General features: G+C 62.1%; 5 protein-coding genes and 1 pseudogene. All 6 read left to right on the forward strand.

What is annotated here, in order from left to right; all coding sequences use genetic code 11:
• Positions 1-2 precede the first annotated feature (2 nt).
• Positions 3-947: a DUF58 domain-containing protein gene (locus tag QK293_RS18395; RefSeq protein ID WP_282379561.1), complete on the forward strand. Its 945-nt coding sequence runs from the start codon at positions 3-5 to the stop codon at positions 945-947.
• Positions 944-1438 carry a DUF4381 domain-containing protein gene (locus tag QK293_RS18400; RefSeq protein WP_282379563.1) on the forward strand — a complete coding sequence of 165 codons (495 nt, stop codon included), beginning with the start codon at positions 944-946 and terminating at the stop codon, positions 1436-1438. Before QK293_RS18395 ends, QK293_RS18400 begins: the two co-directional genes overlap by 4 nt.
• On the forward strand, positions 1431-2507 hold the full coding sequence (locus tag QK293_RS18405; RefSeq protein ID WP_282379565.1) for a VWA domain-containing protein: 1077 nt from the start codon (positions 1431-1433) through the stop codon (positions 2505-2507). Before QK293_RS18400 ends, QK293_RS18405 begins: the two co-directional genes overlap by 8 nt.
• Positions 2504-4243, forward strand: a complete 1740-nt coding sequence (locus QK293_RS18410) for a tetratricopeptide repeat protein (protein WP_282379567.1) — start codon at positions 2504-2506, stop codon at positions 4241-4243. The genes QK293_RS18405 and QK293_RS18410 overlap by 4 nt, the downstream gene beginning before the upstream one ends.
• Positions 4240-5892: a BatD family protein gene (locus tag QK293_RS18415; protein ID WP_282379569.1), complete on the forward strand. Its 1653-nt coding sequence runs from the start codon at positions 4240-4242 to the stop codon at positions 5890-5892. Before QK293_RS18410 ends, QK293_RS18415 begins: the two co-directional genes overlap by 4 nt.
• 135 nt (positions 5893-6027) lie before the next feature.
• Positions 6028-7057 (forward strand): annotated as a pseudogene (gene tssI, locus QK293_RS18420) (type VI secretion system tip protein TssI/VgrG); the annotation flags it as partial.

A 7057-nucleotide genomic window follows, 5' to 3' on the forward strand; every position in this document is an offset into this window, starting at 1 on the left:
CGATGAACGCCATCCTGCCGCCCGAGCCGGGCATCCGTGTCAGCCTCGCCGAGCTGATCGAGATGCGCCATCGCGTGCGTGAAGTGCAACTGTTTTCCACACCGAGCCAGCGCAGCCCGCTGATTGGCCTGCACCATTCCAAACTGCGCGGACGCGGGGTGGATTTCGATCAGGTACGGGTCTATCAGGCCGGCGACGACGTGCGAAGCATCGACTGGCGCGTCACCGCCCGCACCCAGGAACCCCATACCAAGCTGTTCCATGAAGAGCGCGAGCGGCCGATTTTTATCATGGTCGAGCAAAGTCGCCGACTGTTTTTCGGCTCGGGGCTGATGTTCAAATCAGTGCTCGCTGCGCAGGCCGCGAGCCTGATTGGCTGGGCCGCACTGGGTCATAACGATCGGGTCGGCGGACTGGTATTCGGCAACAATGAGCACTATGAAATCAAGCCACGACGCAGCAAACAGAGCCTGCTGCAGTTTCTCAACCGTATGGTGCGGGTCAATCAGTCTCTGCACACGGAAAGCGAGCCGGACCGGGACGCCTTCAACATTGCCCTGCGTCGGGCCCGGGAAGTACTGCGTCCCGGCAGTCTGGTGATCGTGATCTGCGACGAACGCACCCTGACGGAGGGCGCCGAACAACAGTTGAGCCTGTTGTCGCGGCATTGCGATCTGTTGCTGCTGCCGGTGTCCGATCCACTGGATCACGCCCTGCCCGCCGCCGGGCTTTTACGCTTCGCCGAACGCGGGGCGCAACTGGAACTCGACACCCTCAATTTCGAGCTGCGCCAGACCTATCGCGCCCAGGCCGAAGCGCGCATCGCTCGCTGGGAACTGCTGGCGCAGAAGCTGCGGGTTTTGCTGATGCCCTTGAGCACGCAGAGTGAGATGGTCGAGCAACTGCGCGAGTACCTGAACCCACAGAAACCGGGGAAAGGTCGATGAGCAGCCTCGATCAACTGCAACCACTGATCTCCCCGCCACCGATCGAATTCTGGCCACCGGCACCGGGCTGGTGGCTGTTGCTGTTGTTACTGCCACTCATTGGTTTCGGTCTGTGGAAGGCCAGGCGCTTCTTTACGAACAAACACCCAATCGTGCGCGCCGAACAACCGCTGGACCCGGTGCGCCTCGCCGCGCTGGCCGAACTGGCACGGATGCCCAAACCCTACGACGGCGCTCCGGCCGGCGCCTGGTTGCAGCAACTCAACGGTTTGCTCAAACGCCTGTGCCGCAACCACTATCCCTACAGCCAGAGCCACACCCTCAATGGTCGCAAATGGCTGGCATTCCTCGACAATCGCTGCCCGGCCGCCGGTCTGACCCGCTGGATGGTGCTGGTCGAAGGCGCCTACAAACCCGAATGCAAACTCGACGACAAGGCCATCGCCGGCCTGACCCAAGCCGTCGACACCTGGATTCGTAAGCATGTTTGAGTTCGCCTGGCCGTGGATCTTTGCCCTGCTGCCGCTGCCCTGGCTGATGCGCGTCGTGCTGCCGGTCGCCGACAGTGGCGAGCCGGCGCTCAAAGTCAGCTTCCTCAGTGACCTCGAAGGCCTCGCCCGCCGCCGCGCCCGGGCCAACCTGCCGGCCTGGCGTCAACAAGCGCCTTTCATTCTGCTGTGGCTGTTGTTACTGATCGCCGCTGGGCGCCCGCAATGGCTCGGCGAACCGCTGCCGATTGCCGCCAGCGGTCGCGATCTGCTGGTGGCGGTCGACGTGTCCGGCTCCATGGATTTTCCCGACATGCAATGGCAGGGCGAAGACGTCAGTCGACTCACACTGGTTCAACACTTGCTCGGTGACTTCCTCGAAAGTCGTGAGGGCGATCGCGTCGGGCTGATCCTGTTCGGCAGCCGGGCGTATCTGCAAGCACCGCTGACGTTCGATCGGCACACGGTGCGCGTGTGGCTCGACGAAGCGCGGATCGGCATCGCCGGCAAGAACACCGCCATCGGCGATGCTATCGGCCTGGCCCTCAAACGCCTGCGCCAGCGCCCGGCACAAAGCCGCGTACTGATTCTGGTCACTGACGGCGCCAACAATGGTGGTGAAATCGACCCGCTCACGGCGGCGCGCCTGGCGGCTAATGAAGGCGTAAAAATCTACCCGATCGGTATCGGCGCCGATCCGGAGCAAAGCGGCACGTTGGGTTTCCTGGGGGTCAACCCGAGCCTCGACCTCGATGAAGCCTCCTTGAAGGCGATCGCCGAACCCACGGGCGGCCAGTATTTTCGCGCCCACGATGACAAGGAACTGCAAGCGATCAAAGGCACCCTCGACAAACTGGAACCCGTGACCCAACAACCGACTCAGGCTCGCCCGGCACAAGCGCTGTACCACTGGCCTTTGGCGATGGCGTTACTGTTGAGCATGCTGCTGGTGGTTCGCGAGCGCTGGCCGGACAACCCGTTGCGGCGACTGTTCACCAAGGATCTTCTGCAAACGCAATTGCCCGACTGGCGCCAGCGGCTTAAACGCCTGCGTCTGCGGAGACGCCGATGAGTGCGCTTTGGCCGTACTGGTTCCGCCCCTGGTGGCTGCTGTTGTTGCCGTTGCTCGGCTGGTTGATCTGGCAACTCTGGCATCGACAGAAGCGCGCCGGGCGCTGGCAGATGATTTTGCCACCGGCCTTCCATGCGGCGTTGCTCAGTGGTGGCAGCGGTCGCGACAGCAAATTGCCGTGGGTCATCCTTGGCTGTGCCTGGGTGTTGACCGTTCTGGCGCTGCTCGGGCCGAGCTGGGAGCGTGTCGAGCAATCCAGTCAGAAACCCGCCGACCCGCTGGTCGTGGTACTTGAGCTGACCCCGGAAATGCTCGCCACTGACGCGCCACCCAACCGGCTTGAACAGGCCCGGCGCAAGCTGTTCGACCTGCTGCAGAGTCGCAGCGACGCCCAGACCGCGATCGTCGTCTACGCCGGCAGCGCTCACACGTTGGTGCCGCTGTCGGATGACCTGTCGACCAGCCGCAATCTATTGGATGCTCTCAAGCCTTCGCTGATGCCCGAGGCGGGCCATCGCGCCGATCTGGCGGTGGCCAAGGCCCTTGAGCTGCTGGATCAGGGCGCCCTCGGCGACGGCCGGATCCTGTTGATCGGTTCAACCTTGACCGAACAGGAACGTCAAGGGATCCGGCAGGTGCTGGACGGTAAATCGACGCAATTTCTGATGCTCGGTGTTGGCACTGCCGAAGGGGCGCCGATCACCCAGGAAGATGGCAGCTTTCTCAAGGACGACCAGGGCGCAATTTTGGTGCCACATTTGGACGAGCCCGGCCTGAAAACCTTTGCCAATGACCTGGACGGACGCTATCGCCATGCACGCCTGGACGATGCCGACCTGCGCGCCCTCGGCTTGCTCGAGGGCCCAAGCACGCTGCGCAACGACGGCCACACCCTGCGTCTCGACACGTGGGCCGATCAGGGTTACTGGCTGTTGCTGCCGCTGTTGCTGCTGGCCGCCTGCGCCGGCCGTCGCGGCTGGCTGTTCTGCCTGCCACTGCTATTGCTGGTGCCACAACCAAGTTATGCCTTCGACTTCGAAGATTTGTGGCTGCGACCCGACCAACAGGGTTTGCTCTTGCTCAGGCAGAAACACTCGGCCGAGGCTGCGCAGCATTTCGACGATCGACAATGGCAAGGTATAGCGCTCTACGAAGCCGGCGACTACAACGGCGCCGCCCAGCGGTTCGCCGAAGGCAACGACGCCCACGCCCACTACAATCGTGGCAACGCCCTGGCCAAAAGCGGTGAACTGGAAGCAGCGCTGGATGCCTACGAACAGGCGCTGGAGCGTCAACCGGATTTGCGTCCGGCGCAGACCAACAAGGCGCTGGTGGAAAAACTGCTCAAGCAGAAAAACACACCGCCGCCGGTTGATCCGGACAAAAACGCCGGCAACGAGACCGAGCCCCCCACACAAGAAACGCCGCCCGGCGCGGCCACGCAACCGTCAGATAATAGCGAACCAAAAACCGACGCCCAGCAGACCACACCGAACTCCGAGCAACCGAACAAAACGCCACCGAAACCCGGCACCAATGAAGTTCCGGGTAGCGAGTTGGGAGACGAACAAAGCACCAGACCACCGTTGCGCCCCGCCAGCGACAGCATCGATGGTGAACAGCGCCAGGCGCTGGAGCAATGGCTGCGCAAGATCCCGGACGACCCGGGTGAATTGCTCAGGCGCAAATTCTGGTACGAACAGCAACAACATCAGGATCAGGGAAAAACTCGATGACCCGCTTCACCGCCTTCTTGCTCGCACTGCTGCCCGCCCTGTTGCTCTGCTCCATTCAGGCACAGGCAGCCGGACTGGTCGCCAGTGTGGATCGCAGTCGCCTGAACACCGGCGAGACGATTGAACTGACGCTGGAATCCACCGACGTGACGCAGTTCGGCAAGCCTGATCTGACACCGCTGGAGCCGCTGTTCGAAGTGCGCGGCACCCGTCAGGTCAACCAACTGACCACCCTGAACGGCGACAACCGTGCGACCACCCGCTGGATCGTCACCCTGCTGCCCAGGCAAAACGGCAGCGTGGTGATTCCGTCACTGCAACTGGGTGACGTACAGAGCCAGCCAATCACCGTGCAAGTGGTCGAGACCGAAACCCAGGACAGCCCGAACAAACGGCCCCCGGTGTTCATCGACGCCAGCCTCGATCAAAACAGCGTGTACGTGCAAGCCCAGGCGATCCTGACCTTGCGCATCTACCATTCGGTGTCGCTGTACGACGACAGCAGCCTGCCCCCCTTGCAGATCCCCGATGTGCGCATCGAACAACTGGGCGAGGCGCGTACCTACGAGAAAGACATCAATGGTCTGCGCCACGGCGTGATCGAAATGCGTTACGCGATCTACCCGCAACACAGCGGTGAGCTGATCATTCCAGCGCAGATATTCAATGCCGCACTCGTGGACGCGCAGCCCGCCCAGGACGCCGCTACCCAGGCACCGAAGTCTGGCAAACTGATGCGGGTCAGCTCCTCAGAGCTTCTGCTGACGGTCAAGGCCAAACCCATCACGTACCCGGCCGACAGGCCATGGCTGCCGGCCCGTAGCCTCAGCCTGAGCGAAAGCTGGAACCCGGAACCGGATCATGCGCAGGTGGGTGACTCTTTGACCCGCAGCCTGACAGTGAAGGCTGAAGGCTTGGCCAGTTCGCAATTGCCACCACTGCCCGCCACCGACGTCAACGGCTTGCGGCGCTACCCGGATCAACCGGTGCTGGGCAACCAGAACAGCGAGCGAGGCCTGGTCGGCAGTCGTGAAGACCGTGAAGCCCTGGTGCCGACGCGTAGCGGCGCAATCGAGTTGCCAGCGGTTGAAGTAGTCTGGTGGAACACCTTCGAGGACCACCTGGAACACAGCAGCCTGCCGGCCCGAACCTTGCCAGTGGCGAACAATCCGAGCCTGATGGTCGACACCCCGGCCGGCACGCCTCAAGTCCTTTCCGCTGCCGGCAACGAAGCCCTCCGGTGGTGGAAATTCAGCACGCTGATCCTGGCCTGCACCACCCTGCTGGGCTTCGGTCTCTGGTGGCGCGCCCGCTGGCAACCGGCGATCCTGCGCGCGGCGCAGACCGGACCGAGCCCGCGCACCGTGCTCGACGACCTCAAGCGTGCCTGTCAGGCCAACGATTCCCACGCCACCCGCCAGGCCCTCGACGCCTGGGCCCGGCAACAACCGGAAACCCTGGCCGATATGGCGGCGCGTTTTGTACCGCTGTCCGACGCCCTCGACGGCTTGAACGGCGCGCTCTACAGCGAAACCGGCCAGCATTGGCAAGGTGACGATCTGTGGCGGGCGATCAAGGCGATTCCGATTGCCGAGCGGGTTCAGGACCCGGTGGGTGATAGTGGATTGCCGCCGCTTTATCCGAAGTAACTGTCAGAAAAGGTCGCCATCCCGGCTGCGATTCTGCTTCACGGACATGTCCTACAACGGATATCGAATCGACTGACTTCGCCAACTCGTTGATTCACGCAAAGTCCTGTGCCTTAAAAACACAGGGATGCGCGGATGTTCTCTACGGCGAACGAAGTTGTTTTCACACTCGACATTGCAGGGTTTTCCTACGACCTTCAGGTCCTCGAATTCCGTGCCAGGGAAGCGCTTAACCAGCCCTACGAAGTCAAACTCGAACTGGTCAGCGAGCGCCCCGATCTAGATCTCGAGTCGCTGCTGCATCGCCCGGCATTTCTGACGTTCGGCCCTGACAATTCCGGCCTTCATGGCCATGTCTATCGAGTCGCCCAAGGTGACTCGGGCAAACGCCTGACCCACTATCAAATCACCCTGGCACCCCGCCTCGCCTATCTCGCGCATCGCCACAACCAACGTATTTTTCAGCACCTGAGCGTGCCGCAGATCATCGGCAAAGTACTGGCCGACCACGGAATCCAAGCGGATACCTGGCGTTTCCAACTCAACGCAGAGTACCGGCCACGACTCTACTGCGTTCAATACACCGAGTCAGACCTGCACTTCATTCAACGGCTGTGCGAGGAAGAAGGTCTGCACTTTCATTTTCAGCACAGTGCCTCAGGGCATGTGTTGGTGTTCGGCGATGATCAGACGGTTTTCCCGAAACCCAAGTTCCCGACGGCGTATGCCCAGGGCAGCGGTATGGTCGCCCAAACCTCTGTAATTTATCGCTTCCAGATAAGCTTGGAAACCCGCACCACCCACGTCAGCCGCCGGGATTACGACTTCGAAAAACCGCGCCTGCAACTGGATAGCGAGAGCAAGAGCCCGCAACTGCCCCATCTGGAGGACTACGCCTTCCCAGGGCTTTTCACTGAGCGTGATCGCGGTAAACATCTGGCCAAGCGAACGCTGGAGCGCCATCGCGCCGATTACCGGCAAGCCCATGGGCGCAGCGATCAGAGCGTCATGCGCAGCGGCCATTTCATCGACCTGACCGAACACCCGCGTCGCGCCTGGAATGGCTACGAGTTGCCGCTGGTTGGGCAAATGACCGCTATGGCAGCGTGCTGATCCCGCGAGTCGGCATGGAAGTGCTGGTGGGCTTCAGCGAGGGCGATCCTGA

This window comes from Pseudomonas sp. AL03 (genome assembly GCF_029960815.1).
Taxonomy (GTDB): Bacteria; Pseudomonadota; Gammaproteobacteria; order Pseudomonadales; family Pseudomonadaceae; genus Aquipseudomonas.

Excerpts from the sequence above, each read along its gene's own strand:
- QK293_RS18405 (WP_282379565.1), top strand. The coding sequence starts at position 1,431 with ATGTTTGAGTTCGCCTGGCCGTGGATCTTTGCCCTGCTGCCGCTGCCC.
- QK293_RS18415 (WP_282379569.1), top strand. The coding sequence starts at position 4,240 with ATGACCCGCTTCACCGCCTTCTTGCTCGCACTGCTGCCCGCCCTGTTG.
- QK293_RS18400 (WP_282379563.1), top strand. The coding sequence starts at position 944 with ATGAGCAGCCTCGATCAACTGCAACCACTGATCTCCCCGCCACCGATC.
- QK293_RS18410 (WP_282379567.1), top strand. The coding sequence starts at position 2,504 with ATGAGTGCGCTTTGGCCGTACTGGTTCCGCCCCTGGTGGCTGCTGTTG.
- QK293_RS18395 (WP_282379561.1), top strand. The coding sequence starts at position 3 with ATGAACGCCATCCTGCCGCCCGAGCCGGGCATCCGTGTCAGCCTCGCC.